Source organism: Rhizobium sp. 01T444, from assembly GCF_056398305.1.
The window spans coordinates 1-712 of record NZ_JBFTPD010000174.1 but is presented as its reverse complement, the minus strand read 5'-3'; the positions used below and the strand labels follow the sequence as shown (position 1 = coordinate 712).

Sequence of the window (712 nt, the reverse complement as noted above, 5' to 3'; positions counted from 1 at the left end):
GAACTGCTGCACGCGCTGGCGGCCGTGCCGAACATGGACATCCGGCTGTTCAACCCCTTCTGCTGCGCGCGCGGCGGCGTCCTGGGCCGCTTCATGACCTCGCTGGGCGACCTGTCCAGGCTGGACCACCGGATGCACAACAAGCTGCTGATCGCCGACGGCGCCCTGGCCATCGTCGGCGGGCGGAACATCGCGGATGAGTACTTCACCCTGAGCCCGGGCGCGAACTTCATCGACCTCGACGCCATCGCCGCCGGCCGGGTCGTGCCGCAGCTGGGCACGATCTTCGACCGCTACTGGAACAGCCGCCAGTCCTACCCGGCCGCGTATTTCGGCGGGCGGCGCGAGCCGGATGCGGTCGCCCGCGCGCTGCTCGACAAGCTGCTGCCCCCGGGCACGGACATCCGGCTCGACCTGCCGGAGAAAGACCTGCTGGGCCGCGAGCCGGTCGGCAAGGAATTGGCGGCCAACCGCCTGAGCCTGGTGGGCGGCGTCGCCTACGCGGTGGCGGATCGCCCTTCCAAGCGGCTGGATGCGCCGGAGGTGATGGAGACCACGACCCTGATGTCGGGCGCCGTGAGCCAGATGGAGGGTGCGCGCTCCGAACTGGTCGTGACCTCGCCCTACCTCGTGCCGGGCAAGCGGGGCATGGCGGTGATGCAAAGCCTGGCGCGCAAGGACGTGAAGATGACCGTCGTCACCAACTCGCTGC

Annotated in this window: 1 pseudogene; it reads left to right on the top strand. The window is 69.8% G+C overall.

Annotated elements, in window-relative coordinates:
* Window positions 1–712: pseudogene (locus tag AC1DTN_RS37815) on the top strand (hypothetical protein); the annotation flags it as partial.